The organism is Streptomyces pactum, from assembly GCF_016031615.1.
In the GTDB taxonomy this organism is placed as follows: domain Bacteria; phylum Actinomycetota; class Actinomycetes; order Streptomycetales; family Streptomycetaceae; genus Streptomyces; species Streptomyces pactus.
Genome location: NZ_JACYXC010000001.1, coordinates 1194791 through 1221601, shown reverse-complemented (window position 1 = coordinate 1221601; position 26811 = coordinate 1194791). Strand labels below are relative to the sequence as shown.

Annotated in this window: 22 protein-coding genes; 16 read left to right on the top strand and 6 right to left on the bottom strand. The window is 75.1% G+C overall.

Annotated elements, in window-relative coordinates; translation table 11 throughout:
* The first annotated feature begins 70 nt into the window (after window positions 1-70).
* The 8 genes from IHE55_RS04885 to IHE55_RS04850 all read left to right on the top strand — a co-directional run bounded on the left by IHE55_RS04885 (window position 71) and on the right by IHE55_RS04850 (window position 10103).
* Window positions 71-700 (top strand): NUDIX domain-containing protein, encoded by a 630-nt coding sequence (locus tag IHE55_RS04885; RefSeq protein WP_197987895.1) that lies wholly within the window; start codon window positions 71-73, stop codon window positions 698-700.
* Between the two features lie 604 nt (window positions 701-1304).
* The gene (locus IHE55_RS04880; protein WP_197987894.1) at window positions 1305-3566 is read left to right on the top strand and encodes a tetratricopeptide repeat protein; all 2262 of its coding nucleotides are present in this window, start codon (window positions 1305-1307) and stop codon (window positions 3564-3566) included.
* A gap of 132 nt (window positions 3567-3698) precedes the next feature.
* Complete coding sequence (gene ald, locus IHE55_RS04875; RefSeq protein ID WP_197991789.1) at window positions 3699-4814, top strand: alanine dehydrogenase; 1116 nt, start codon at window positions 3699-3701, stop codon at window positions 4812-4814.
* A 583-nt stretch (window positions 4815-5397) separates the two neighbouring features.
* Window positions 5398-6429 (top strand): ParA family protein, encoded by a 1032-nt coding sequence (locus IHE55_RS04870; protein WP_392022373.1) that lies wholly within the window; start codon window positions 5398-5400, stop codon window positions 6427-6429.
* Complete coding sequence (locus tag IHE55_RS04865) at window positions 6414-6998, top strand: hypothetical protein (protein ID WP_197987892.1); 585 nt, start codon at window positions 6414-6416, stop codon at window positions 6996-6998. Before IHE55_RS04870 ends, IHE55_RS04865 begins: the two co-directional genes overlap by 16 nt.
* A 590-nt stretch (window positions 6999-7588) precedes the next feature.
* Complete coding sequence (locus IHE55_RS32970) at window positions 7589-8374, top strand: segregation and condensation protein A (RefSeq protein WP_372442622.1); 786 nt, start codon at window positions 7589-7591, stop codon at window positions 8372-8374.
* Complete coding sequence (scpB, locus tag IHE55_RS04855; RefSeq protein ID WP_197987890.1) at window positions 8371-9012, top strand: SMC-Scp complex subunit ScpB; 642 nt, start codon at window positions 8371-8373, stop codon at window positions 9010-9012. The genes IHE55_RS32970 and scpB overlap by 4 nt, the downstream gene beginning before the upstream one ends.
* Window positions 9012-10103, top strand: coding sequence for a pseudouridine synthase (locus tag IHE55_RS04850; RefSeq protein WP_197987889.1), 1092 nt, complete (start codon window positions 9012-9014; stop codon window positions 10101-10103). Before scpB ends, IHE55_RS04850 begins: the two co-directional genes overlap by 1 nt.
* Before the next feature lie 189 nt (window positions 10104-10292).
* Here IHE55_RS04850 and IHE55_RS04845 read toward each other — a convergent pair whose 3' ends face one another.
* Window positions 10293-10655, bottom strand: coding sequence for a DUF952 domain-containing protein (locus IHE55_RS04845; RefSeq protein WP_197987888.1), 363 nt, complete (start codon window positions 10653-10655; stop codon window positions 10293-10295).
* 209 nt (window positions 10656-10864) lie between these two features.
* Between IHE55_RS04845 and IHE55_RS04840 the strand changes: the two genes are divergently transcribed.
* The 4 genes from IHE55_RS04840 to der all read left to right on the top strand — a co-directional run bounded on the left by IHE55_RS04840 (window position 10865) and on the right by der (window position 15469).
* The gene (locus IHE55_RS04840; RefSeq protein WP_197987887.1) at window positions 10865-11962 is read left to right on the top strand and encodes a prephenate dehydrogenase; all 1098 of its coding nucleotides are present in this window, start codon (window positions 10865-10867) and stop codon (window positions 11960-11962) included.
* A 559-nt stretch (window positions 11963-12521) separates the two neighbouring features.
* Window positions 12522-13238: a (d)CMP kinase gene (gene cmk / locus IHE55_RS04835; protein WP_197987886.1), complete on the top strand. Its 717-nt coding sequence runs from the start codon at window positions 12522-12524 to the stop codon at window positions 13236-13238.
* Window positions 13235-13933: a lysophospholipid acyltransferase family protein gene (locus IHE55_RS04830; RefSeq protein WP_307826517.1), complete on the top strand. Its 699-nt coding sequence runs from the start codon at window positions 13235-13237 to the stop codon at window positions 13931-13933. The genes cmk and IHE55_RS04830 overlap by 4 nt, the downstream gene beginning before the upstream one ends.
* A gap of 72 nt (window positions 13934-14005) precedes the next feature.
* Window positions 14006-15469, top strand: a complete 1464-nt coding sequence (gene der / locus IHE55_RS04825; protein ID WP_197987885.1) for a ribosome biogenesis GTPase Der — start codon at window positions 14006-14008, stop codon at window positions 15467-15469.
* 111 nt (window positions 15470-15580) lie between these two features.
* On the opposite strand, the gene IHE55_RS04820 is transcribed toward der, so the two are convergent.
* Window positions 15581-15889 carry a hypothetical protein gene (locus tag IHE55_RS04820; protein WP_197987884.1) on the bottom strand — a complete coding sequence of 103 codons (309 nt, stop codon included), beginning with the start codon at window positions 15887-15889 and terminating at the stop codon, window positions 15581-15583.
* A gap of 219 nt (window positions 15890-16108) precedes the next feature.
* The gene (locus IHE55_RS04815) at window positions 16109-17050 is read right to left on the bottom strand and encodes a DUF8842 C-terminal domain-containing protein (protein ID WP_197987883.1); all 942 of its coding nucleotides are present in this window, start codon (window positions 17048-17050) and stop codon (window positions 16109-16111) included.
* 374 nt (window positions 17051-17424) lie between these two features.
* On the opposite strand from IHE55_RS04815, the gene IHE55_RS04810 reads away from it, so the two are divergent.
* The 3 genes from IHE55_RS04810 to IHE55_RS04800 all read left to right on the top strand — a co-directional run bounded on the left by IHE55_RS04810 (window position 17425) and on the right by IHE55_RS04800 (window position 21237).
* Window positions 17425-18675 (top strand): glycosyltransferase family 4 protein, encoded by a 1251-nt coding sequence (locus IHE55_RS04810; protein WP_197987882.1) that lies wholly within the window; start codon window positions 17425-17427, stop codon window positions 18673-18675.
* A 119-nt stretch (window positions 18676-18794) separates the two neighbouring features.
* Window positions 18795-19640: a hypothetical protein gene (locus IHE55_RS04805; RefSeq protein ID WP_197987881.1), complete on the top strand. Its 846-nt coding sequence runs from the start codon at window positions 18795-18797 to the stop codon at window positions 19638-19640.
* Between the two features lie 637 nt (window positions 19641-20277).
* Window positions 20278-21237 (top strand): helix-turn-helix transcriptional regulator, encoded by a 960-nt coding sequence (locus IHE55_RS04800; protein ID WP_197987880.1) that lies wholly within the window; start codon window positions 20278-20280, stop codon window positions 21235-21237.
* On the opposite strand, the gene ctaD is transcribed toward IHE55_RS04800, so the two are convergent.
* On the bottom strand, window positions 21206-22912 hold the full coding sequence (gene ctaD / locus IHE55_RS04795) for an aa3-type cytochrome oxidase subunit I (protein ID WP_197987879.1): 1707 nt from the start codon (window positions 22910-22912) through the stop codon (window positions 21206-21208). The genes IHE55_RS04800 and ctaD overlap by 32 nt on opposite strands.
* Before the next feature lie 452 nt (window positions 22913-23364).
* On the opposite strand from ctaD, the gene IHE55_RS04790 reads away from it, so the two are divergent.
* The gene (locus IHE55_RS04790; RefSeq protein WP_197987878.1) at window positions 23365-23580 is read left to right on the top strand and encodes an I78 family peptidase inhibitor; all 216 of its coding nucleotides are present in this window, start codon (window positions 23365-23367) and stop codon (window positions 23578-23580) included.
* 142 nt (window positions 23581-23722) lie between these two features.
* Here the strand turns inward: IHE55_RS04790 and IHE55_RS04785 are convergent, their stop codons facing one another.
* A complete protein-coding gene (locus IHE55_RS04785) occupies window positions 23723-24775 on the bottom strand; it encodes a phosphatase PAP2 family protein (RefSeq protein ID WP_197987877.1) in 1053 nt (350 codons plus the stop codon).
* A 642-nt stretch (window positions 24776-25417) separates the two neighbouring features.
* Window positions 25418-26596 carry a putative hexosyltransferase gene (locus IHE55_RS04780; RefSeq protein ID WP_197987876.1) on the bottom strand — a complete coding sequence of 393 codons (1179 nt, stop codon included), beginning with the start codon at window positions 26594-26596 and terminating at the stop codon, window positions 25418-25420.
* Window positions 26597-26811: the final 215 nt, after the last annotated feature.

Sequence of the window (26811 nt, the reverse complement as noted above, 5' to 3'; positions counted from 1 at the left end):
GCCGGGGTGCGGGCCGGGTCGGGCCCGACCCCGGCGTCTTGCTGTTCACGACCGTGACCGAAGGATCGAGATGGCCATCCAGGACACCCCCGAGGAGTGGCCGGTCGCCGAGACCGCCACGCCCTACATGGGTAAGAAGACCGGCGTGCGTACGGACCGGGTGGTGATGCCCGACGGTTCCACCGCAGTCCGCGACTACCAGGTCCACCCCGGCTCGGTGGCCGTCCTCGCGCTCGACGACGCCGACCGCGTCCTGGTGCTGCGGCAGTACCGCCACCCGGTGCGCCACAAGCTGTGGGAGATCCCCGCCGGGCTGCTCGACGTCCCCGGCGAGAACCCGCTGCACGCCGCCCAGCGCGAGCTGTACGAGGAGGCGCACGTCAAGGCGGAGGACTGGCGGGTCCTCATCGACGTCTACACCAGCCCCGGCGGCTGCGACGAGGCGGTGCGCATCTTCCTCGCCCGGCAGATCTCCGAGGTCGAGGGCGAGCGGTTCGAGGTCTCCGAGGAGGAGGCCGACATGGAGCTGGGCCGGGTGCCGCTGGCGGAGCTGGTCCGCGGCGCGCTCGCCGGGGAGCTGCACAACAACGCGCTGATCGTCGGCGTCCTCTCGCTGCACGCCGCCCGCGGCACCGAGGGCGGGCTGGACGCCCTGCGCCCGGCCGACGCGCCCTGGCCGGCCCGGCCCTTCGAGGCGTAGCGCCGGTCCGGGCGCCGGCAGGGGCGCGCGTACCGGCTCGGGCGGGTACGGCCGCGGCGGCGGGTCGGGTACGGCGGCGGGGCGCGCGGCGGCGTACGCCCCGGGTGAGGGCCGCGCGGTGCCGGCCCCGGGCGGGGGCGCGGTCGGCGCCCGTGGCCACCGCCGGGCCGCGGGCCGCTGCGGGCCCGCCGGGGCGTAATTCCATTCCTGGGGTACGGGGACCGTCCCCCGCACGGGTCCGCGACGTGCCCGTCGCCGGGCGCCGGAGGGCCGTGGGGTTCCGTCCGAACCGGCGGCGCGGCCCCGGACCGCCGGTTCGGATGCCGGCTCGGCACCGGCCCGGCCCGCCTCGACACCGTTCCGGGACCAGGCGCCGGCCCGGCCCCATCGGCCGGGCCGCGGATTCGCCCCCGTCGCGCCCAGGGGCGGTCCCGTGGCACGGCCCGGGGGCCGGTGCGACCATCGGTGAATCCGATCAGGTGATCTTTACCGGCCCGTAGCGGCAGGGAGTGCCGAACGCATGACCCGGGGTGAACTACGCTCGGTGCGACCCTGACCGCGGCCGCGGTCGGGCTCGCACACGCAGCTGGACGGGAGTGGGTCCGTGGCGGAGCAGGCGGTCGGCACGGAGGGGGCGCCGGGGGACCGGCGGGCGAAGGCCGTGACGCCCGGGACGGGTGGGACCGGCGCCGGGAGGGCGCGCGCGAGTACCGGCTCGCGCCCCGCACACTCCACCACGCCTGCACCCGGCACTCCCGGTACCACCGACCCCGGCGGCCCCGGCTCCGACGACCACCTCCCCGGCGACCCGGTGCGCGGCGCGCTGGTGGGCCGGCAGCGGGAGCTGGCCGCGCTGCGGTCCGACATCGGCCGGGCCGGGCTGGACACCCTCGCCGGCCGGGAGGTACCCCGGGGCCGGGTGCTGCTGATCGCCGGGCGCCCCGGTTCGGGGCGCACCGCGCTCGCCGAGGAACTGGTGCGGCGCGTCCGGTCCGACTACCCCGACGGGGTGCTGCGGGCCCGGCTCACGACCTCCTGCGGGGAGCCGCTGCCGCCGGCCACGGCCGCCCGTGACCTGCTGGCCGCCCTGGGTGCCGACGCGCCTCCCGGTGCCGACGAGGAGGAGCTGTCCGAGCTGCTCCGGGACGCCTGCCGGGACAAGCGGGCGATCCTGCTGCTGGACGACGCGAACAGCGCCGAGCAGGTGGACCTGCTGCTGCCGCACGCGCCCGGCTGCCTGGTGGTCGCCGTCTCCGGCGGGCCGCTCACCGGCATCCCCGACGTACGGCCGTGCACCCTGGGCGGGCTGGACACCGGCTCCGCGGTGACGATGCTCGCCGGATACGCCGGGTCCACCCGGATCACCTGCGACCCGGTGGCCGCGGAATCCGTCGCCACCGCCTGCGGGGGACAGCCGGCCGCGCTGGCCCTGGTCGGCGGCTGGCTCGCCGCCCGGCCCAAGGCGTCGGTCTCCGACGCCGGCCGGCAGCTGGCCCTGGTGCCGGACGACGGCGCGGACGACCTCGCCCCGGCTCCGGTGCGCCGCGCCTTCCGGCTCGTCCTGTCGGCGCTGCCGGCGCCCGCCGCCCGGGTCCTGCGGCTGCTCGCGCTCGCCCCGGACGGCACCGTGGACGCGGTGAGCGCCTCGGCGCTCGCCGGCTGCTCGGTGGCCACCGCCCAGGACCTGCTGACCGACTTCGTCGCCTGCGGACTGCTGCGGCCGCCGGCGGAACCGGACGACGGGCCGCAGGCCGGCGGGGCCGGAGCGGCCCTGCCGCCGCGCTACCAGGTGCCCGGCTGCCTCGACGCGCTGATCCACGCCGCGCTCGCCGAGGACGAGCGCCCGGCCGAGGTCAAGCTGGCCCGCGCCCGGCTGCTGGAGCGGACGGTGCGCCGGCTGACCGCCTGCGAGCTGGCCGCCCGGACCGGCGACCCGGCGGCCCGCACCGCGCTCGGCGAGCTGCCCGCGGCGCTGCGCTTCCCCTCCCGGGCCGCCGCCGGCCGGTGGCTCGACCGGTGGCTGCGGGAGCTGCGCGAGGCCGCCCGGCTCGCCGTCGAGGACGGTCAACTCGACACCCTCGCCCGCCGGTTGGTGGCGGCGCTGGCCCAGGCGCTCGCCGCCCACCGGGGGTTCACCGCCGCCGCGCCCGAACTGTACGAACTGCACCAGCTGGTGCTCGACGTGGCCCGCCGCCGAGACCTTCCGCTGGAGGAGGCCGCCGCGCTGCTCAACCTCGGCGACCTGGACGCCCGTGCCGGCCGCACCGGGGAGGCGATGGGCCGCTACAAGGAGGCGCTGGACGCGGCGCGGGCGGCGGAGGACCCGTACGCGACCGGCCGTGCCCTGGAGTCCATCGGCGCCACCTACCAGGAGGCCGGGGACTGGCAGCGCGCCGCCGACTGGTACGGCCGTGCGCTGGCCCTGCACCTGACGCGCCGTGAACTCGCCGCCGAGGCACGGCTGTACGGCCGGATCGGCGTGGTGCACACCTACGCCGGGCAGTGGGGCGAGGCGCTGCGGGCCTGGCGGGCCGCGGGCGCCGCCAGCCGGCGGCTGGGCGACCCGGCGGGCCACGCACGGGCGCTGGCCGAGACGGCGCGGGTGCAGGAGTACGCGGGGCGGCCGCGGGAGGCGCTGCGGACCTGCCTGGAGGCGGTGGAGCTGGCCCGGCGCGCCGGTGACCTGCGGCTGCAGGCGGCGGTGCGGATCCGGACGGCGGACACCCTGGAGCGACTGGGGCAGGTCTCCGCCGCTGAGCTGCACCGGAACGCCGCGGAACGGCTGCTCGCCCGGGTCTCGCGGGGCGAACCGGAGGGTAAGCAAGATCGCACCTACGAAATCAGCAGCACTCCCCGGAAAGATTGATGCAAAGCAAGGCTAGACAGCGCGACATCCTTCATTAGACTGGCTCGCATAGCGATCGGCGCTAACTGTTCCGCCATGTAGTTGCATGTCGGTATTGCCAGGAATACCCAAGATTCAAGGACCGTGATCGACGTGAAGGTCGGCATCCCCCGCGAGGTCAAGAACAACGAGTTCCGCGTGGCCATCACGCCTGCCGGCGTGCTCGAACTCGTCCGAGGAGGCCACCAGGTCTTCGTGGAGCAGGGCGCCGGCCTCGGCTCCTCCATCACGGACGCCGAGTACACCGCGGCGGGCGCGACCATCCTCGCCACCGCGGACGAGGTCTGGGCCACCGCGGACCTGCTGCTGAAGGTGAAGGAGCCGATCGCGGAGGAGTACCACCGTCTCCGCAAGGACCAGACGCTCTTCACCTACCTGCACCTGGCCGCTTCCCGTGAGTGCACCGACGCGCTGCTGAAGTCCGGCACCACCGCCATCGCCTACGAGACGGTGGAGACCGCCAACCGCGCGCTGCCGCTGCTCGCCCCGATGTCCGAGGTCGCGGGCCGCCTCGCCCCGCAGGTCGGCGCCTACCACCTGATGCGCGCGGCCGGCGGCCGCGGCGTGCTGCCGGGCGGCGTCCCGGGCGTGGCCGCGGGCAAGGCCGTGGTCATCGGCGGCGGCGTCTCCGGCTGGAACGCCACCCAGATCGCCATCGGCATGGGCTTCCACGTGACCCTGCTGGACAAGGACATCAACAAGCTGCGCGAGGCGGACAAGATCTTCGGCACCAAGGTGCAGACGATCGTCTCCAACGCCTACGAGCTGGAGAAGGCCGTCGTCGAGGCCGACCTGGTCATCGGCGCGGTCCTCATCCCGGGCGCCAAGGCCCCGAAGCTGGTCACCAACGAGCTGGTCTCCCGGATGAAGCCCGGAAGTGTCCTTGTCGACATCGCGATCGACCAGGGCGGCTGCTTCGAGGACTCCCGTCCCACCACGCACGCCGAGCCGACCTTCCCGGTCCACAACTCGGTCTTCTACTGCGTCGCCAACATGCCGGGTGCGGTGCCCAACACCTCCACCTACGCGCTGACCAACGCCACGCTGCCCTACATCGTGGAGCTGGCCAACCGCGGCTGGCGGGACGCGCTGCGCCGCGACCCCGCGCTGGCCAAGGGCCTCAACACCCACGAGGGCCAGGTCGTCTACGGCCCGGTCGCCGAGGCGCACGGCCTGCCCAGCGTCGAACTGAGCGCGCTGCTCGGCTGATCCGGGGCGCCCCGGCCCCGGCCGGGGACCGTTCCGGAGCGCCGCGGAACACCGCCGGGTCCGCGGCCGGCCGGCCCGCGACCGTGCGGCGGGACGCCTGTCCCGCCGCACGGCCGGCGCGGTCAACGCACAACGTCAACACGGCGCGTGAGGCCGGGTCCTGCCGCAAGGCGGGGCCCGGCCGCCGTCATGCCCGCGCACCCCGGGCCGCGCCGGCCCGCCATCGCCGGTCCAAGTGCCGTGAATGTAACTGTTCAGTCGATTCGCGCACCCGATCAGTCATCCACGGAAAAGGGTCAGGCCCTTGACAGCGGGGTGTTCCGTTGCCGACACATCGCGCCGTCTCCGGCGGATTGTGTTGCTGTGAACCACCGACACGCCATAGAGTCGCCAACCGTCGGCATGGTGTCACGCTGACCTATCGAGAAGTTTCCTGGTCACCAAGGAGGTAGGACGACTTGTGAATGAGTCGACATTTACTCCCGGGGGTGGTCAACCAGGATCGGCTGGGCGGGGCCAGGCTCCTTCGGGGCTCACGGCTGTCGGCTCCGTCGCTGTCCAGACCTTCGCAACCCACCAGAGCATGACGACAGCCCACCAGAGCATGGACGGCCATCACGTGAACGCCATGGCCGGGGATCAGCGCGGCACGGACCCCGCCCCCGCCGATTACGACCTGCCCGACGGCCACTTCTACGACCCCGACGCGGAGTACGAGCCCGACCCCGAGTACGCGGCCACCCTCGCCCCGGACGCCGCCCGCCAGCGCCGGGAGCGCGTCGGCCCGACCGGTCGCCCGCTGCCGTACTTCCCGATCCCGGGACCGCTCACCGACCACGGCCCCGCGAAGATCATCGCGATGTGCAACCAGAAGGGCGGGGTGGGCAAGACCACCTCCACCATCAACCTGGGCGCGGCGCTCGCCGAGTACGGCCGCCGGGTGCTGCTGGTGGACTTCGACCCCCAGGGCGCACTCTCGGTCGGCCTCGGCGTCAACCCGATGGAGCTCGACCTCACCGTCTACAACCTGCTCATGGAGCGGGGGATGTCGGCCGACGAGGTGCTGCTGAAGACCGCGGTCCCCAACATGGACCTGCTGCCCAGCAACATCGACCTGTCCGCCGCCGAGGTCCAGCTGGTCAGCGAGGTGGCGCGGGAGTCCACCCTGCAGCGCGCGCTCAAGCCCCTGCTGCCGGACTACGACTACATCGTCATCGACTGCCAGCCCTCGCTCGGCCTGCTCACCGTCAACGCCCTCACCGCGGCGCACAAGGTGATCGTCCCGCTGGAGTGCGAGTTCTTCGCGCTGCGCGGTGTGGCGCTGCTCACCGAGACCATCGAGAAGGTCCAGGAGCGGCTCAACCCCGACCTGGAGCTGGACGGCATCCTGGCGACCATGTACGACTCGCGCACGGTCCACAGCCGCGAGGTGCTGGCCCGGGTGGTGGAGGCGTTCGACGACCACGTCTACCACACCGTGATCGGCCGTACCGTGCGCTTCCCGGAGACCACCGTCGCCGGTGAGCCGATCACCACCTACGCCTCCAACTCCGTCGGCGCCGCCGCCTACCGCCAGCTCGCCAGGGAGGTGCTCGCCCGGTGTCACGCCGAGTGAGTCTTCCCGGCGCCGACGAGCTGTTCCGCACCACCGGGGGGATGGGCCTGCAGTCCTCCTCCCCGGCCCCCGCCCGGCGTCCGGCCGGCGGTGAGCCCGCGACCCGGGTGCCCTCCCCGGCGGGGGAGAGCGACACCGCCGCCGCCGAGGCCCCGGACGCCGGCCCCCGCACCGGGACCGGGCCGGACGGCGCCGAGCACGCCGGCCGGGAGGCCGCCGGCACCGAGCCGCCCGGCACCCGCCGCACGGCGGCCCAGGAGCGGGCCGCGGCACGGCAGCCGCAGGACGCGGCACCGGTCCACGGCCAGGGCGGGCAGCCGGCCCGCCGCCGCGGCCGGCCCGCGGCCCGGCGTCCCAGCGGACGCGAGCGCCACGACGAGAAGATCACGGTCTACGTCTCCGCCGAGGAGCTGATGGACCTGGAACACGCGCGGCTGGTGCTGCGCGGGGAGCACGGCCTGGCGGTGGACCGCGGCCGGATCGTGCGGGAGGCGGTCGCCGTCGTCCTCGCCGATCTGGAGTCGCGCGGCGACGCGAGCATTCTCGTACGCCGCCTGCGCGGACGCTGACCGGCCGGGCGGTAGCCTGCCCGCTGGTGCGGGCCGCACCACCCCGCCCCGCTCCCTGGACCGCGATGCCGACACACGACGACGAGGCCGCCACCCCGCCCGCGCGCCGCGCCCCGCGGCGCGCCCTGGGCCGGGGCCCGGGCGGGGCACCGCGCGGCGCGGGGCCCGGTGTCCCGCACCACCCGGCGGCCGGGACACCGGGCCCCGCCCGCCCCGGCGGACAGGGGACACCGGTGGAGCCGCCCCGGAGGACGGCCGGCCCGCCACCGCCGGCGAGGCGCACGGGCCGTCGGCCGCCGCCGTGCCGGACGGCGGAACCCCGCCCGCCGCCCCGGCCGGCTCAGGGGCCCCCGTACGGCTCCCCCGGCCGACCCCGCCGCCCCCGGGAGGACGGGCCGTCGGCCGCCGCCGTACCGGACGGCGGAACACCGCCCACCACCGCCGGCGAGGCGGACGGACCGACCGACCCCGCCGCCCCGCCCGGTCCCGAGCCCGGCCCGGGCCCCGGTGTCCCCGCGGAGGAGGGCCCGGGGAGCGGCGCCCCGGCCGGCGGGAGCCCCGCGGCGGAGCCCGGGACCGGCCGGTTCACCGTGCGGCTGGACAACTTCGAGGGCCCCTTCGACCTGCTGCTCCAGCTGATCTCCCGGCACCGGATGGACGTCACCGAGGTGGCGCTCTCCCGGGTCACCGACGAGTTCATGGCCCACATCCGGGCGATGGGCCCGGACTGGGACCTGGACCAGACCACGGAGTTCCTGGTGGTCGCCGCCACCCTGCTGGACCTCAAGGCGGCCCGGCTGCTGCCCGCCGCCGAGGTGGAGGACGAGGCCGACCTGGCGCTGCTGGAGGCCCGCGACCTGCTCTTCGCCCGGCTGCTCCAGTACCGCGCCTACAAGCGGGTCGCCGACATCTTCGGCGATCGGCTGGAGTCCGAGGCCCGGCGCCATCCGCGCACCGTGGGGCTGGAGCCGCACCACGCCGACCTCCTGCCCGAGGTGGTCCTGGGCATCGGCGCCGAGGGCTTCGCCCGGCTGGCGGTGAAGGCCATGCAGCCCAGGCCGGAGCCCCAGGTGTACGTGGACCACATCCACGCCCCGCTGGTCAGCGTCCGGGAGCAGGCGCAGGTGGTGATCGCCCGGCTGCGGGAGGCGGGCGAGGCCACCTTCGCGGAGCTGGCCGAGGACGCCCCGGACACCCTCACCGTGGTGGCCCGCTTCCTCGCCCTGCTGGAGCTGTACCGGGAGAAGGCGGTCGTGCTGGACCAGCCCCGGGCGCTGGGGACGCTGCTGGTGCGCTGGGCCGGTGACGCGGCCGGACGGCCGGTGATCACCGACGAGTTCGACCGGGGACCGGACCCCGAGGAGGAGCAGAGATGAGCGAGGAGACCCCGGCCGGCGCGGACGACGTCGCCGGCCTCGACCTCAAACCCGCCCTGGAGGCGGTGCTGATGGTGGTGGACGAGCCGGCCACCGAGGAGCACCTGGCCAAGGTCCTGGGCCGGTCCCGGCGCGCGGTCGCCGACGCGCTGCGCGAGCTGTCCGACGAGTACACCGTCGCCGGCCGGGGCTTCGACCTGCGGCTGGTGGCCGGCGGCTGGCGGTTCTACACCCGCCCCGAGTACGCCGCCGCGGTCGAGGGGTTCGTCCTCGACGGGCAGCAGGCACGGCTCACCCAGGCCGCGCTGGAGACCCTCGCGGTGGTCGCGTACCGCCAGCCGGTCAGCCGTTCCCGGGTCTCGGCGGTCCGCGGGGTGAACTGCGACGGCGTGATGCGCACCCTGCTCCAGCGCGGACTGGTGGAGGAGGCGGGCACGGAACCCGGAACAAGTGCGATCCTGTACAGGACGACGAACTACTTTCTGGAGCGGATGGGCCTGCGCGGCCTGGACGAGCTCCCGGAACTCGCGCCCTTCCTCCCCGAGGCGGACGCGATCGAGGCCGAGACGCAAGAGGGTGTGCCGTCGTTCGATCCGGACCTCCCGGAAACCGACGCAGACGACAAGACGGAACTTTGATGCGAAGCAGCGGCAGGAACAGCGGAAGCGGCGACCGGAACCAGCGGGGCGGCGGCGGACGTCCCCGTCAGGCCCAGGGAGGGCGTGACGACCGGCAGCGGCGTACCGGACGTCCCCGCCCCGAGGAGCGCCGTTACGACGTGGGCGGAACGTCCGAGAGCGGCGGACGCGCGCCGGGCGGTGCCCGGGGTGCCGCGGCCCGCGGCGGCGCCAAGGGCGGCCCCAGGAGCCCGCAGGGCGCCGGCCGGGGCCGCGGCACGGGCGGTGGCGCGCGCCCGCGCGAGCTGGACGCCACGATCGAGGAGCGCAACCGGCAGCGGCACAGCAAGCCGCCGATCAAGACCCCCAAGACCTTCCCCGGCGCCGAGCAGGAGGGCGAGCGGCTGCAGAAGGTGCTGGCCCGGGCCGGCATGGGATCCCGCCGCGCCTGCGAGGAGCTGATCGACCAGCGCCGGGTCGAGGTGAACGGCAAGATCGTCACCGAGCAGGGGCTGCGGGTCGATCCGCAGAAGGACGAGATCAAGGTGGACGGCCTCACCGTGGCCACCCAGTCCTACCTGTTCTTCGCCCTCAACAAGCCGGCCGGCGTGGTGTCCACGATGGAGGACCCGGACGGCCGCCAGTGCCTGGGCGACTACGTCACCAACCGGGAGACCCGGCTCTTCCACGTCGGCCGCCTGGACACCGAGACCGAGGGCATCATCCTGCTCACCAACCACGGTGAGCTGGCCCACCGGCTCACCCACCCCCGCTACGGGGTGCGGAAGACCTACCTCGCCGCCATCCAGGGGCCGCTGCCGCGCGAACTCGGCAAGCGCCTGAAGGACGGCATCGAGCTGGAGGACGGCTACGCGCGCGCCGACCACTTCCGGGTCGTACAGAACACCGGCAAGAACTACCTGGTGGAGGTGACCCTGCACGAGGGGCGCAAGCACATCGTGCGCCGCATGCTCGCCGAGGCCGGGTTCCCGGTCGACCGGCTGGTGCGCACCGGCTTCGGCCCGATCGCGCTCGGCGACCAGAAGTCCGGCTGGCTCCGGCGGCTCACCAACACCGAGGTCGGCATGCTGATGCGCGAGGTGGACATGTAGCAGGCGGCCGCCGGCCCCGCCGCGACGGCGCGCCGGGGCCGGGCCGGCGGGCCGCGTGCCCGGGGGCCCGGCACCGTCGCGTGCCCGGCGGGGTGTGGCCGCGGGCGGCGGTGCCGCCGGGCCGGTGGTTGGTGCCGCGGGGCCGGTGGCCGCGGGCGGCGTGACCCCGGCGGCGCCCCCCGCGGCGGGTCAGGACCAGACCGCGAATCCGGTGGCACGCCCCTCCGCGTCCCGGACCACCTCCAGCATCCCCTGCACCGCGCTGCGTACCACGTGCCCGTAGACGTGCGGGAAGAGCGTGGTGTCCGGGACCCCGGGCGGCGGGGCCGGATCGGCGGCCTCCCACTCCACCACGACGTCGAGTTTCTCCTCGTCGATCATCAGGGCCATCAGCGGGCCGGGGGTGTCCCGGAAGAAGGCGTTGGCGACGGCCAGCGTGGTGCTCTCGTCGGGCGAGCAGTGCACGAACCCGTCCTCCGCGAGCGTCGGCGGGGCGTACGGGCGGTCGGGGGCGACCAGCCAGTCGTCGAGGCGCACCAGATGGAAGATCATGCCCTCGGTTGTACCGGACCGGGCCGCCGCGCGTCTCGCCGGTCGGCCGTGGCAGCGGGCGCCCGGCGGGATCGTTAGGCTGATCAGGCAGTCCACCCGAACCCAGCGTGCCGCGGGCGGGGGAGCGGGGCGGCGGCACGGGCGGTCCCGGGGCCGGCGCCGACCCGCCCGGCCCCGCCGCGGCCGCCCTCCGCAAGGACGTCACCGAAGTGAGAACCGCCCTCGTCATCGGCACCGGTCTGATCGGCACCTCCGCCGCGCTCGCGCTGGCCGGCCGTGGTGTCCGGGTCCACCTCGCCGACCACGACCCGGACCGGGCCCGTACCGCCGCGGCGCTCGGCGCGGGCACCGATGCGGAGCCCGCCGGTCAGGTGGACCTGGCGATCGTCGCCGTGCCGCCCGCCCGGGTGGCCGACACCCTGGCCGGGGCGATGCGCCGCGGCGCGGCCCGCGGCTATCTGGACGTGGCCAGCGTCAAGGGCGGCCCGCGCCGGGCACTGACGGCGCTCGGCTGCGACCTCAGCCGCTACATCGGCACCCACCCGATGGCCGGCCGGGAGCGCTCCGGGCCGCTCGCGGCGAGCGCGGACCTCTTCGAGGGCCGGCCCTGGGTGCTCACACCCACCCCGGGCCCGGACGGCGGCACCGACACCGAGGTGCTCAACCTCGCCCTGGAACTCGTCGCGCTGTGCCGGGCGGTCCCGGTCGTCATGGACGCCGACGCCCACGACCGGGCCGTCGCCCTGGTCTCGCACACCCCGCAGCTGGTCTCCAGCATGGTCGCGGCCCGGCTCCGGGACGCCGACGAGACCGCCGTACGGCTGTGCGGGCAGGGCATCCGGGACGTCACCCGGATCGCCGCCTCGGACCCGGGCATGTGGCTCGACATCCTCTCCGCCAATCCCGGCCCGGTCGCCGACGTGCTCGCCGAGATCGCCGCGGACCTGGCGGACACGGTCCGGTCGCTCCGCGCCCTGGAGTCGGCGTCGGAGGACGAACGCGGCGGCGGCGCGGCGGGCATCGAGGACGTGCTGCGGCGCGGCAACGCCGGCCGCGACCGGGTCCCCGGCAAGCACGGCGCGGCCCCCGCCACGTACGAGGTGGTGGCGGTGTACATCGGGGACCAGCCCGGCGAGCTGGCCCGGATCTTCGCCGACGCCGGCCGTGCGGGCATCAACATCGAGGACGTGCGGATCGAGCACGCCACCGGGCAGCAGGCCGGTCTGATCCAGCTCATGGTGGAGCCGCGGTCCGCCGAGGGGCTGACCGAGGCGCTGCGGGAGCGCGGCTGGTCCATCCGCCGCTGACCGCCCGGCCGCGGCGCCGCCGCGCACCTGCCGGCGGCAGCGCGGTCTCCGGGCGTACGCGACGGTCCCACGGCCGGAGCCGCCCCCGGTACGCGGCCGGCAGGTGGGCGGCAGTGCGGGCGGCCTCCCGGCATACGGGGGTGCCCCCGTGCACGCGGCCGCCCCGGGCCACGGTGGCCTCCCGGGGCACCGGCCGCCCCGGGCACGTGCCGGCCGGCGCGGGCCCGTTCCGGTGCCCCGGGCCGTCCGGTGCCCGGCCGCGGTCCGCCGGCCCACGGCCCGCGCGCCCGGGTGCGGCGTGGCCCGGCCGGAGCGGCGGGGCCCGGGTCCGCGGGGGACGTCCAGGGCCGCCTCCTGGCGGCGGCCCCCCGCGGCGGCCGGGTACCGGCGGGTCCGCGGGGCGTACGTGCCGGTGGGGGAGGTGTGCCGCGGCCGGCCGGGACATCGGCCGATTCGCACACATGTGCCCGGTGGGCTGTCCGGGGCGGCCCCGTCACCCAGTAACCTTGTCCGAGGCGCTCCTCGCAGCCCCCGATCACCCCGCTCGTGTACCAGGAAGGTGTCTGTCACCGTGGAAACCGCCGCCCGGACCGCCCCGGCAGCAGTGATTGTCGCGATCGACGGCCCCGCAGGCACGGGCAAGTCCAGCACCTCCAAGGCCGTCGCCGCCGAGCTGGGCTTCGGCTACCTGGACACCGGCGCCCAGTACCGGGCGATCACCTGGTGGATGCTGAACAACGGCATCGACGTGACCGACACCGCCGCCGTCGCGGACGCCGCCGCCAAGCCGGTCATCGTCTCCGGCACCGATCCGGCCGCTCCCACCATCACGGTGGACGGCGTGGACGTCGCCGGGCCGATCCGCGGCCAGGAGGTCACCTCCCGGGTGAGCGCGGTCAGCGCGGTGCCCGAGGTGCGGACGGTCATCACCGAGCTGCAGCGCTCCATCGCCGCCTCCGCCGAGCGCGGCATCGTGGTCGAGGGCCGGGACATCGGCACCACCGTCCTGCCCGACGCCGACCTGAAGATCTTCCTCACCGCCTCGGCGGAGGCCCGCGCGGCCCGCCGCAGCGGTGAGCTGGGCGGCAAGGACGCCGCGGACCTGGCCGCCACCCAGGCGGCGCTGGCCCGGCGCGACGCCGCCGACTCCGGGCGGAAGACCTCGCCGCTGGCGAAGGCTGACGACGCGGTCGAGGTGGACACCACCGACCTCACCCTGCAGCAGGTCATCGAGTGCGTGGTCACGCTCGTCCAAGAGAAGCAGCAGGCCAGGTGAGCCCGTCGGGGTCCGCGTCGCCGTCCGCGGCCGGGGCGGCGTTCGGCCGCCGGCTGGGCATCGGGCTCATGCACACGCTGTGGCGGCCGCGGGTGCTCGGCGCCTGGCGGGTGCCCCCCGCCGGGCCGGTGATCCTGGCGGGGAACCACGCGCACAACGTCGACGGCCCGATGCTGATGGGCACCTCCCCCCGGCCGGTGCACTTCCTGGTCAAGAAGGAGGCGTTCGTCGGGCCGCTCGACCCGTTCCTGCGCGGCCTCGGCCAGCTGAAGGTGGACCGCGGCGGCGTGGACCGGGCCGCGGTCCAGGACGCCCTGGCGGTGCTCCGGGACGGACGGGTGCTGGGCATCTTCCCGGAGGGCACCCGCGGCGAGGGCGACTTCGCCTCGCTCCGCGCCGGACTGGCGTACTTCGCGGTGCGCTCCGGCGCCCCCATCGTGCCGGTGGCGGTGCTCGGCAGCGCCGGCGAGGAGACCCGGAGCCGGCTGATACCCGGACTGCCCCGGCTCCGCGGCCGGATCGACGTGGTCTTCGGCGACCCCTTCCACGCCCAGGAGCCCGGCAGCGGCGGACCGCGGGCCGGCAAGGGCACCCGGGCGGCGCTGGACGAGGCGACCACCCGCATCCAGCGGCGGCTCAGCGACCACCTGGCACACGCCCGGCGCTCCACCGGCCGGGAAACCGCCCGGCGGTAGCCCGGCGGTTACGACAGACTTGACTGGTGGTCCACCCCGGACCGCCTGGACGGACGACGAGGAACAGGCTTCATGAACGACCAGATCCACACCGGCCACGAGCACGGTGAGCTTGGCGACGCCGAGTACGCGGAGTTCATGGAGCTCGCCGCGCAGGAGGGCTTCGACGCCGAGGAGGTGGAGGGCGCGCTGGAGGAGGCCGGGCACGGCCCGCTGCCGGTGCTCGCCGTCGTCGGCCGCCCCAATGTCGGCAAGTCGACTCTGGTGAACCGGATCATCGGCCGCCGCGAGGCCGTCGTCGAGGACCGCCCCGGCGTCACCCGGGACCGCGTCACCTACGAGGCCGAGTGGGCCGGCCGCCGCTTCAAGGTGGTGGACACCGGTGGCTGGGAGCAGGACGTCCTCGGCATCGACGCGTCGGTGGCCGCGCAGGCCGAGTTCGCCATCGAGGCGGCCGACGCGGTGGTGTTCGTGGTGGACGCCACGGTCGGCGCCACCGACACCGACGAGGCCGTGGTCAAGCTGCTGCGCCGGGCCGGCAAGCCCGTGGTGCTCTGCGCCAACAAGGTGGACGGACCCAGCGGCGAGGCGGACGCCACCGCGCTGTGGTCGCTCGGCCTCGGTGAGCCGTACCCGGTCTCCGCGCTGCACGGCCGGGGCACCGGCGACATGCTGGACGCGGTCCTGGAGGCGCTGCCCACCGCCCCCGCGCAGACCTTCGGCGCCGGCGGCGTCGGCGGGCCGCGCCGGGTCGCGCTGATCGGCCGCCCCAACGTCGGCAAGTCCTCGCTGCTCAACAGGGTGGCCGGTGAGGAGCGGGTGGTCGTCAACGAGCTGGCCGGCACCACCCGGGACCCGGTGGACGAGCTGATCGAGCTGGGTGGCAAGACCTGGAAGTTCGTGGACACAGCCGGCATCCGGCGCCGGGTCCACCTCCAGGAGGGCGCCGACTACTACGCCTCGCTGCGTACCGCCGCCGCGGTGGAGAAGGCCGAGGTCGCGGTGGTGCTGATCGACACCACCGAGTCGATCAGCGTGCAGGACCAGCGCATCATCACCATGGCGGTGGAGGCCGGGCGCGCCCTGGTCATCGCCTACAACAAGTGGGACACCCTCGACGAGGAGCGCCGCTACTACCTGGAGCGGGAGATCGAGACCGAGCTGGGCCAGGTCGCCTGGGCGCCGCGGGTCAACGTCTCGGCCCGCACCGGCCGTCACATGGAGAAGCTGGTCCCCGCCATCGAGACCGCGCTGGCCGGCTGGGAGACCCGGGTCCCCACCGGGCGGCTCAACGCCTTCCTCGGCGAGATCGTCGCCTCCCACCCGCACCCGATCCGGGGCGGCAAGCAGCCGCGCATCCTCTTCGGCACCCAGGCCGGCACCAAGCCGCCGCGCTTCGTGCTCTTCGCCTCCGGGTTCCTTGAGGCGAGCTACCGGCGCTTCATCGAGCGGCGCCTGCGTGAGGAGTTCGGCTTCGAGGGGTCGCCGATCCACATCTCGGTGCGGGTGCGGGAGAAGCGCGGCCGGAAGAAGTAGCCGGTTCCGGCGGCCGTCCCGGCGCCGGACCTGTAAAACGGCCCGGGGCCCGACCGTGTGGACGGTCGGCCCCCGGGCCGTTCCCGCCGGCAGCCGCTGCCGGCTCCCGGTTCAGTAGCCGATGCCGTGGCCGTCCCGCGGCGCCGGCGGCAGCGCGGGCTGGAAGCCGCCCCGGTACGGCCGGTCGGCCGGCCGGTCCGCGGCGGTCCGGCCGGTGCCGGGCGTCTGGCGCTGCCAGTTCGGCTGCCGCCGGCCGTCCGGGCCGAGGGCGGCGAACCCGACGAAGCCCAGCTCCTCGTCGCCGGTGCGGTCCCCGGGCAGGGCCCGGAAGAGCCTGCGGTACTCCGCGTACAGCGCGTCGTAGATCGGCGTCGAGGAGCGCCGCGGATACTCCGGCGCGGGGTCCTGCGCGGGGCGCATGCCGGGGATCACGTTCTGGTACGGGGAACGGGAAGCTGGGTCGTATGCGTGCACACAGGAGCCAACGACCGGTTCCCTCCCCGGATGCGGGTGTTGCGACGAATGGGGTAATTTCCGCGGGATGCCGCGGTCGCGGCGGAACCGGTCGCGGCGGAACCGGCCGGGGAGGACCGGTCAGATGGACCGGAGACGGCGCCGCCGGACCGGGGACCGGGCCCGTCAGGTGCCGGACAGCGGCATGACGGCGGCCACCAGCAGCCCCCGGGCGGCGGTGCGCTCCAGCGCCTCCCGGAGCTGGTCCTCGCGCGGCTGGCTGCCGATCGACCCCACCGGCGCGGCGTAGACCAGCACCGACGGCGCCTTGTTGACCGCCGTCCGCCAGCCGTCGGTGACCGGCATCGGCCGGTGCGCCTGCCACCACGCCATCTGCCCGCCGCCGGCCGTGGGCATCAGGATCGTGTGCAGCTGACCCGCCGCCATCAGCACCGACCAGCCGGGGACCGGCGGCGGAGCGGCGTTGAGGTCGTGGAGCGGCGCGAAGCCCTGCTCCAGCAGCAGCTGGAGGAACTCGTCGCCGGGACCGGTGCTGCCCGGCCGGGCGATCGGCGCGGTCGGCTCCACCACCAGCGCGGGCCGCGGCTCCTCACCCAGCAGGACCAGCCCACAGGTGACGTTGAGCACCGCCTGCCGGGGCGCGGCCGGTGCGGCGCCGAGCGGGGGACCGGCGTCCGGGAGCCCGCCACCGAGGCCGCCGCCGGGCCCGGTGCCGAGTCCGCCATCGATCCCGCCACCGAGTCCGCCGCCCGCCGGTCCGCCGTGCGGCATGCCGGACGGTACGCCGGCCGCGGCGCCGGCCGGTGCCCCCGAGCCGGCCGCCGGATGCTGTTCGCCGGTGATGGAGGCGACCGCGCCCTGCAACTGCTCCTCGGACACCGGCACCACCTGCGATGGCACACAGCTGGCGTGGGCGAAGGCGAGGACGGCGGTCTCCTGGCCGACGAAGAGCACGGTGCTGGTGCGCTCCTGTTCGGCGTCGCCGGGCGTACGGCAGGAGGTGCAGTCGTAGCTCCCCGGGGCGTTCTCACCGGCGAGCAGCCGGTCGGCTTCTTCATCGCCGATCTCGGCACGTACGTCGTCGCTGACGTCGAGCATGCGCGGCACGGGTGGCTCCTCGGTCTCGTGCTTCCGGTCCGGGCGGTTCCCGGCACCCACTGCTCAACGGAGGACGCGCGGTCCGGGTCACGCGCCCGGCCCGCGCCCCGGCCCGCCCGCGGCACCCGGCGGCGCCCTGCCCGCGGGACCGCTCCGGAGGCGGACGGACCGCTCGCTCTGGCCGGAAAGAGGCGCTAGCCCGGCCTGATGAACACCAGGTCACAAAAATTCCCGTTTCCGGTTACCGATTGGACATCTGTTGTGGAACAAGAGTGTGATGAAGCCCAACCTTGCGATCACCGCACTGGTCTCACCCAGTGCCAGGCGGACCGGAGGAGTCGTCCGCGCGGGAACGGCGGGAAAGCAGTGGGGTACCGGGACGGATGCACATCTCATTCCTTATTCACAACGCGTACGGGATCGGCGGGACGATCCGGACGACGTACAACACCGCCCGCACCCTCGCCGAGCACCACGACGTGGAGATCGTCTCCGTCTTCCGCCACCGTGAGCAGCCGGTGTTCGACCCGGGCGACAAGGTGCGGCTGCGCCACCTGGTGGACATCCGCAAGGGCAGTCCGACCTACGAGGGGGACGACCCGGACTACACCCGCCCCGCGAAGGTCTTCCCCGCCACCGAGGGCCGCTACGGCCAGTACAGCGTGCTGACCGACCGCCGGATCGGCGAGCACCTGCGGACCCTGGAGGCCGACGTGGTCGTCGGCACCCGCCCGGGTCTCAACGTGCACATCGCCAAGGAGGCGCGCCGGGGCCCGGTCCGCGTCGGGCAGGAGCACCTGACGCTGAGCACCCACTCCCAGGCGCTCAAGCGCACGCTGCGCGCCGCCTATCCGCGGCTGGACGCGGTCACCACCGTCACCGAGGCGGACGCGGCGACCTACCGCCGGCAGATGAAGCTGCCCGGCGTGCGGGTCGAGGCGGTGCCCAACAGCGTGCCGGAGCCCGGCGTGGCCCCGGCCGACACCTCCGCCAAGTGGGTGATCGCGGCCGGCCGGCTGGCCCCGGTCAAGCGGTACGACCTGCTGATCCGGGCCTTCGCCCAGGTGACCGCGGAGCGCCCGGACTGGCGGCTGCGGATCTACGGCGGCGGCGCCCAGCACGCCAAGCTGCGCGCCCTGATCGACAAGCTCGACCTGTACAACCACGTCTACCTGATGGGCCCGGCGAACCCCCTGGACCCGGAGTGGGCCAAGGGCTCGATCGCCGCGGTCACCTCCAGCCTGGAGTCCTTCGGCATGACCATCGTCGAGGCGATGCGCTGCGGCCTGCCGGTGGTCGCCACCGACTGCCCGCACGGCCCGGCGGAGATCATCGACGACGGCACCGACGGCAGACTGGTGAAGTCCGGCGACGTCAAGGCCGTGGCCCGCGGCCTGCTGGACCTGATCAACGACGACGAGCTGCGGCGGCGGATGGGGCGCGCGGCCCTGGAGCGCTCGGCCCGCTTCGACCCGTCGAACATCGCCGGACGGTACGAGTCGCTCTTCACCGACCTGACCGCCCGGAGCGGTTTCCGCGGCGCGGTGCACCGCACCCGCGGCACCCTGCTCAGCAGCGCCTTCGCGACCAAGGACGTGGGGTACACGGTGCTGCGGAAGGCGCGTGCCGCGTGACCCCGTCCGCGACCCCGGCCCCGTCCGGGACCCCGGCCGCGCCCGCGCCGCCGTCGTCGCCGGCCCCGTCGTCCCCGTCGTCGTCCCCGAAGTCCGTCCCGTCCGAGGAGTCCGCCACCGTGTCCGTCCCGCCCCGCGCCGACTGTACGGCCGACGCCAGCGGAGGGCTGGTCTTCCACGTGTCCGGCGGCCCCGCCGCCCGTACCGGCGAGCGCGCCGAGCTGGTGCTGCTGCGCCGCGGTGCGGACCCCGCCGACCGCGGGGTGCGGCTGCCGCTCCACCCGGCGGCCGACGGCCGGCTGAACGCCGAGCTGACTCTGGGCACCGAGCTGCCCGAGGGCCGCTGGGACGTCCACGTCGCTCTCGCCCGGGACGGCGCGGCGGAGTCCGGGCAGGCCGGCCCGGTCCGGCTGCTCCCCGGCGTCAACGATCTGCGCGCCCTGGTGGACCGGGTGCCCGAGCCCGGTGGCGGGCCGGTGGCCGTGCGCGTCCCGTACCCCACCAAGCACGGCAACCTGTCGCTGCGCAGCTGGCTGCGGGCCGCGCACGCGGAGGCCGGCGACCTGGGCATCGACGCCACCGCGGTCACCGTGCACGGCGAGCTGTACGGCGTGGCGGACCCGGCCGCCGCGCTGGCCGGGGCGGTGGCCGAGGCCCGGCTGCGCGACCGGGCGGAGGTGGTGACCGTCCCGGTGACCGCGGACGGTGCCCGCTTCACCTTCACCCTCGACCACCAGCGGCTGGCCGACGGCTGGCGGGGCGGCACGGAGGTGTGGGACCTGTGGCTGTGCCCGGCGTCCGGGGAGCCGGCGCGCGTCGCCCGGCTGCTGGACGACGTGGCGGACCGCAAGCCGGTGTTCGTCTATCCGGCGCGACGGGTGACGGCCCCGCACGGCCCGGCGCAGGCCGGCCCGTACTACACGGCCGACAACGACCTGTCGGTGCGGGTCGAGCCGGCCGGTTGACCGCCGCGGGGCGGCAGCACCGGCGCGGGCGGCCCGCGTCCGGTGCCCGCCGTCCGTGCCGCGCCCGCCGGTCCGTGCCACGCCCTGCGGTCGCCCGTGCCGCGCCCGGTGCCCGTCGTCCGTGCCGCATCCGGTGCCCCGCGCCCGGTGGACCGTGCGCCCGGAACGGTGACCGCTGGGGTCCGCCCGCGTCCGGCCGTCCGTGCCGCGCCCCGCGGTCGCCCGTGCCGCGTCCGATGCCCGTCGTCCGTGCCGCGCCCGGTGCCCCGCGGCCCCGGGCCTGGCGGACCGTGCGCCCGGGCCGGTGACCGCTGGGGACCGCCCGCGTCCGGCCCGGCCCGCCCGGGCCCGGCCGACCGTCCGGGGCGGGCGGGCGGCCCCGGCAGCGCCCGTGTCCCGCGTCCGGCGGCCCGGCCCGCGCCCGCCCGTGTGCCACGCCCGGCGGCCCCCGCGTGTCCGGGGCCGGCTCCTGCTCCACACCCGGCGGACCCGTGTCGCGGGCGGACCGTGTTCCATGTCCGGCAGGACCCCGCGTCGGGCGCGGCCGATCGTCCGGGGGCCTGCCCCGCCGCCGGTCCGGCCGGCGAGGGACGGAGCGGTGCCGGGCGGTCCGGGGGCGGCTGGCAGACTCGGGGCCATGCTGGAGACCTCGGCCCGTCTGCTCCGTCTGCTCTCCCTGTTCCAGACGCACCGCGAGTGGTCCGGAGCCGCTCTCGCCGACCGGCTCGGGGTCACCCCGCGCACCGTCCGGCGGGACGTCGAGCGGCTGCGCGAGCTGGGCTACCCGGTCCACTCGACGCCCGGCACCGCGGGCGGTTACCGGCTCGGCGCCGGTGCCCGGCTGCCACCGCTGCTCCTGGACGACGACGAGGCGGTCGCGGTCGCCGTCGGACTGCGGCAGTCCGCGGGCGGAGGCGTGGCCGGCATCGAGGAGACCTCGGTGCGCGCCCTGGCCAAGCTGGAGCAGGTCCTCCCCGACCGGCTGCGGCACCGGGTGGGCGCGCTGACCGCCTACACCGTCCCGATGCTCGGTGCCGGCGGCGGACCCACCGTCGATCCCGCCGTGCTCACCGAGCTGGCCAACGCCTGCCGGGACAACGAGCGGCTGCGCTTCGCCTACCGGGACCACGGGGGCGCCGGCAGCCGCCGGACCGTCGAGCCGCACCGGCTGGTCTGCGCCCGGCGCCACTGGTACCTGGTCGCCTGGGACGTGGACCGGGAGGGGTGGCGGACCTTCCGGGCCGACCGGATCACGCCGAAGCCGCCGCACGGGCCCCGCTTCGAGCCCCGTCAGCCGCCCGCCGAGGACCTGGCCGCCTACGTCTCCGAAGGGGTGGCGGCCGGCGCGTACGCGGAGCGGGCCACGGTGCTGCTGAAGGTGTCCGCCGAGGCGGCGGCGGAGCGGATCTCGCCCTCCGCCGGGGTGCTGGAACCGGTGGACGCGCACAGCTGCCTGCTGCACACCGGGGCGCACCACCTCGATGTGCTGGTGCTCCACGTGGTGCTCATGGGCTTCGACTTCGAGGTGCGCGAGCCGCCGGAGCTGACCGAGCACCTGCGGCGGATCAGGGACCGGCTGGACCGGGCCCTGGGCTGACCGTGCCCTGCGGGCTGAGCTGCGGCTCCGGACGGTCCAGTGCCGCGACCTCGGGGTGGTGCAGGTCGAACGCGGGCGACTCGCTGCGGACCCGGGGCAGGGTGTGGAAGTTGTGCCGCGGCGGCGGGCAGGAGGTGGCCCACTCCAGCGAGCGGCCGAGCCCCCACGGGTCGTCGGTCTCCACCTTCTTCCCGTACGCGGCGGTCTTCCAGACGTTGTACAGGAACGGCAGCGTGGACAGGCCCAGCAGGAACGAGCCGGCCGTGGAGACCGTGTTGAGCACGGTGAAGCCGTCCGCCGCCAGGTAGTCCGCGTACCGGCGCGGCATGCCCGCCACCCCCAGCCAGTGGTGCACCAGGAAGGTGGCGTGGAAGCCGGTGAAGAGCGTCCAGAAGTGGATCTTCCCCAGCCGCTCGTCGAGGAGCTTGCCGGTGAACTTGGGCCACCAGAAGGAGAAGCCCGCGAACATCGCGAAGACCACCGTGCCGAACACCACGTAGTGGAAGTGGCCGACCACGAAGTAGCTGTCGGTGACGTGGAAGTCCAGCGGCGGCGAGGCCAGGATGACGCCGGTGAGCCCGCCGAACAGAAAGCTCACCAGGAAGCCCGTGGACCACAGCATCGGGGTCTCGAAGGAGAGCGAGCCGCCGATCATCGTGCCGATCCAGTTGAAGAACTTGACCCCGGTGGGCACCGCGATGAGGAACGACAGCAGCGAGAAGAACGGCAGCAGCACCGCGCCGGTGACGAACATGTGGTGCGCCCAGACCACCACCGACAGTCCGGTGATCGCGATCGTGGCGCCGACCAGCATCGTGTAACCGAAGATCGGCTTGCGGGAGAAGACCGGGATGATCTCGGTGACGATGCCGAAGAACGGCAGCGCGATGATGTAGACCTCGGGGTGGCCGAAGAACCAGAACAGGTGCTGCCACAGCAGTGCCCCGCCGAATTCGGGCTCGAACACTACCGCGCCGAACCGGCGGTCCGCCTCCAGGCAGAGCAGCGCGGCGGCGAGGACCGGGAAGGCCAGCAGCACCAGGATCGAGGTGAAGAGGATGTTCCAGGTGAACACCGGCATCCGGAACATCGTCATGCCCGGCCCGCGCATCGCGACGATGGTGGTCAGGAAGTTCACCGCGCCCAGGATGGTGCCGAAGCCGGAGAGTGCCAGGCCCATGATCCACAGATCGGCGCCCACCCCGGGCGTGCGGACCTTGCTGTTGAGCGGGGCGTAGGCGGTCCAGCCGAAGTCCGCGCTGCCGGAGGGCACCAGGAGGCTGCCCACCACCATCAGTCCGCCGAAGAGGAACAGCCAGTACGAGAGCGCGTTCAGCCGGGGGAAGGCGACGTCCGGAGCACCGATCTGCAACGGCATGACCGCGTTGGCGAACCCCGCGAAGGCGGGGGTGGCGAAGAGCAGCAGCATGATGGTGCCGTGCAGGGTGAGCGCCTGGTTGTACCCCTGGGCGGAGAGGACCTGCGCCCCGGGCCGGGCCAGCTCGGCGCGGAGCAGCAGCGCCAGCACCCCGCCCACCAGGAAGAAGCCGAACGCGGTGATCAGGTAGAGGTGCCCGATCCGCTTGTGGTCGGTGGTGGAGAGCCAGGCCACCACGCCGCCGCGCCGCCGCTTCCGCGCCGTCGGGGGAGGGGCCTGCGCGGTCTCCGTACCCATCGGGGCTCCCTCCGCGTCGGCTATGGGGCTGTGAGCTTTGGCCATAATGCGGGGCGATCCCCGTTTGTGCGGGGTTATGTCACCCTCCCGTGGCAACAACGCGCCGAGTGGCGCAGCGGTGTTGAAGCGGGCGGTACGGGCATGGCCCGGGAGCCGTCCGGCCGCTGTGTTCGGGGTACGCCGTGCACCGATATTCGGGCAGTCGGGGAATTCATCCGGGGGAACCCTCCGCCGAACCGGCGGGGCGGAATTCGGCCGCTCGGCGGGGATTATGGGGAGAACGGAAGTCCGGACTTCGGGACGTTGCGGGAAGGGCACGTTCGAGTGACCCGGGTAACCGCGGCCACCGGACTTCACTGTGACAGAAGTGTGACGCCTGTGGCGCCTGTGGCCACCGGACCGCGCCCCCGCGTCGCTTCCGTAGCCCGCCCCGGCGGCCTACGGTGGCTGCCATGGCACCCGTACCGAATGACGCGCAGGAACCCGACGACGCGCCCGAGGGGTATGTCGGGCTGGACGCGGACGCCGCCGAACGGCGGGCCCGGGAACGCGGCTGGAGCACGGTCCGGCAGCTGCCGCCGGGCGCGTTCATCACCATGGAGTACCTGGTGGGAAGGATCAACTTCGAGGTGGAGGACGGCTCCGTGCGCCGCTCCTGGAAGGGCTGACCGACCCGGCCACCCGGCCGTCTGCACCGCTGGTGCGGGCCGGGCGGGACGCCGACGGCCCCGGTGCGCTCCGCGGGGGAGCGCACCGGGGCCGTCGTGGTGCCGCGGGTGCGTACCGGGCCACCGGCGGGTGCGGCGTGGGTCAGCCGCCCACCGTACGGCCCGGGCCCACCGGGGCCGCGGCGCGTGCCGCCCGGTCCGCGTGCGGTGGCCGGCGGCTGCCGGTCGGCGTCACCGGGGTCCGCTCGGAACGGCTGGTGTGCGGCCGGGAGGGGTGGTGCGGACGACCCTCCGGGGACCGCGCGGACACCGTCCGGCCGCCGACGGCCACCGTCTCCCGGGCCGGTCCGGCGGGCACCTCCTCGTCACGGGCGGTACGGGGCGTGGCCAGCGCGGTGACCGGCCGCTGCGGCGCGGTGACCGGCAGCGCCGGGACGGCCGGCGACGGCGCCCCGGTGGCCGGCCGGACGGCAGCGCGCAACCGGTGCCACAGGGCGAGCAGCGGGTGCTCCGCCCGGGCCATCACCGGCTCCAGCCACGGCAGGGCGAGCAGCACCAGCAGTCCGGCCGCCCAGCCCAGCAGGACGTCGCTGACCCAGTGCGTACCGAGGTAGACCGTGGTCATGCCCACGCCGAGGGCGAAGATCGCCGCGATGACCGAGGCGATCCGGCGTGCCTGCGGAGTGGTCGCCAGATAGGCCAGCACCCCCCAGGTGACCACCGCGTTCGCGGTGTGACCCGAGGGAAATATATCGCCGTCGGCCCACATCTCGTTCGAGCCGACGGTGGTCGCGTAATGCGGTCCCAGCCGCCCCATCCCCAGCTTGGCGGCGCCCACGGTGACGTTCAGCAGCAGCAGCGACGTCCCCAGCACCAGCAGCGGGCGCAGCGTGCGCCGGCGCCAGGAGCACCAGCCCAGCCAGGCGGCGACCGCCACCGCGGTGGGGCCGCGCTGTCCCAGCACCACGAAGTAGTCCAGGAAGGTGTGGAACTCCGGCCACTGCTTGTACGGGCGGAAGAGCATGACCTGCCAGTCGAGCCGCACCAGCCAGGAGGTGGTGAGCACGCCGATCACGGTCGCCGCGTAGACCGCGAGAGTCGATCCCAGCAGCCAGCGGCGGACCCGGGTCATCCGCGGCCACGTGAGATCGGCGGGGCGTCCCTCCGGTCGAGGGAGCTTGTCATCGGTACGCACTCAATCGACGTTACATTGCGTCACAGGTCGCTTCTGTCGATCAGGTCTCTTTGTGATGACGATGTGATGTGGAGTGCGTCTCGTCCGGGACTTTGGAAGGCGGGATTCCGTGAAATAAAGAAAACATCAAGAGATTCGCCGGAAGGGGCCGGCCGGGGGAGCCGACGCTCCCCTTTTATGCTTTTCGGGGGATGGGCTTTATGGCTGATTTCCCTTCCCGTTCCGTGGAGTTTCCCCGGGTGTCGCCTTCCCGTGGCGCCGGGCGCGGTGCCGCCTCGGGGCGCGCCCGCCGTGCCGCCGGGTCGGGGGCCGGCGGCCGCCGGGTGTTGGTCACCCGCCGCCGTCGGCCGCCACTCGCCCGGCCGCCGCACTCCGTCGCCGCCGCCAGCCCGGCGGCCGTGCCCGCCGACCCGCCCGGCCGTGCCAGCCGCCCGGCGCACCGGCGCGCAGGCCGTGCCGGACCGGGGGCCTGGTGGGCCCGACGACCATGACCCCACCGGCGTGGCCCGACCGGCGCGGCCCGGCGACCGTGGCCCGACCGGCGTGAGTGCACCGGCCCACCCGACGGCCGTGACCCCACCGGCGTGACTGCACCGGCCCACCCGACGGCCGTGGCCCGACCGGCTGCCCCGGCGCGGCGGCTCACGGCGGTCCGGAGCCGTGCAGCCAGAAGGCCCCGTACACCGCCGACCCCAGCGCCGCCGAGCCCAGCACCAGCGCCGTGCGGGCCGGGCGCCGGCCGGCCAGCGCGGTCGCCACCGGCAGCAGCAGCGGGAACGCGGGTATCAGCAGACGCGGCTTGGAACCGAAGTACCCCTTGGCCGTCAGCGCCAGGGTCAGCACCACCCCGGCGTACACCAGCAGCGGCAGCGGCAGGCGCTGCCGTATCGCGACCGCGAACAGCCACAGCAGGACACCCACCCCGGCGAGCAGGGCCGCGCCGGCGGGGAACGCCTCGGAGAGGAGCCGCTCGACGATGAACGAGGCGAAGGCGAGCCCGCCGTCGAATCCGTTACCCCAGCCGGCCTGGACGTCCAGGTAGCCGGCCGGGCTGCCGGTCCGCACGCTCACCCACGCCACGTAACCGGCCCAGCCCAGCGGCGCCAGGGCCACCCCGGCGAGCATCGCCCGCTCGTGCCACCAGCGCCGCCGCCGTCCGGCGTCCCGCGCCAGCTCCGCCCCGGCCGTGAGCCACACGGCCGCCACCACCGCCGCGCCCACCGGCCGGGTCAGCCCGGCCAGCGCGGCGAGCGCCCCGGCCAGCACCCAGCGCCGGTCCAGCAGGGCGTACAGCGACCACGCCGCCAGGGCGGTGAACAGCGACTCGGAGTACGCCATGGACTGCACGATGCCGACCGGCAGCACCGCCCACAGGGTGACCAGCGTCACCCCGGCCCGGGGGCCGGCGACCCGGTCGCCGACCGCGAACAGCCCCCAGGCCGCGAAGAGCGAGGCGACCGCGCTCACCAGCAGCCCGGCGTCTGCCGCGGACAGCGGGCCGAGGGCCGCCAGCAACCGCTCCAGCCACGGAAGCATCGGGAAGAAGGCCAGATCGGAGTGGACCGAACCGTCCGGCATCGACACCGAGTGGCCGTACCCGCCGTCCGCGATGCGGGCGTACCACAGCGAGTCCCACCGCTCGGCGAGCAACTGGTGGGCGCTGCGGTCCGCGACCGCCGCCCACACGGCGAGAACCACCAGCCCCATGGCCCGCGTCCCGGCGTACACCAGGAGCGCGGGGGCGGCCCGGCGCAGCGCACCGGGCGCGGCACCGGCACCGGGGCCCCGCGCGACGGCGGAAGGAGCGGCCAGTTCGGTCATGATCTTGATTATCGGCCATCGCGGTCCACCGGTCGGCCGCCTGTGGACAGCGATGCCGCCCGGGAGAATCCCGTCACCCGCAAGGGTGACGGCTGGGGACGACGGGGCCGGGCCGGGCCGGCGCCGCGGGGGCCGGGCTGTGCGCCGCGGGCCGGTATGCCGCCCGGAGCGTTGCTGGTGGGCGGGGCCGGCGGGCCGGTGGCGGCGGCCGGGTG